Genomic DNA, 251 nt, shown 5'->3' with positions numbered 1-251 from the left:
CGTCGATGGATAGTAAAAGTATGCAAGATTTTGCAGATGGAAAACTTGCTTATAATACCTTCTCTCCAGTGTTTAAACCAAATGGTGGCAATGTAGTTAATATGGGTAATATCACAGCAAATAGTCTTTTATTGCAAGGTAATAAAGTAGTATTAGATGCTGATACTAATTGGGATAAAGAACACAATGACGTTAAATTTGGAATAATTAAAGCAGGTAATATAAACTTGCAAGGTAATGAAGTTTATGTT

At 31.5% G+C, this 251-nt stretch carries 1 pseudogene; it reads left to right on the top strand.

Annotation, left to right across the window (positions count from 1 at the left end):
* Positions 1-20 precede the first annotated feature (20 nt).
* A pseudogene (locus tag CAMP5053_RS08530) lies at positions 21-251 on the top strand (hypothetical protein); the annotation flags it as partial.

The organism is Campylobacter sp. S4:11, from assembly GCF_024723695.1.
In the GTDB taxonomy this organism is placed as follows: domain Bacteria; phylum Campylobacterota; class Campylobacteria; order Campylobacterales; family Campylobacteraceae; genus Campylobacter_D; species Campylobacter_D jejuni_C.
The sequence above is the reverse complement of the archived record's forward strand: the minus strand, read 5'-3'. Positions and strand labels throughout refer to the sequence as shown.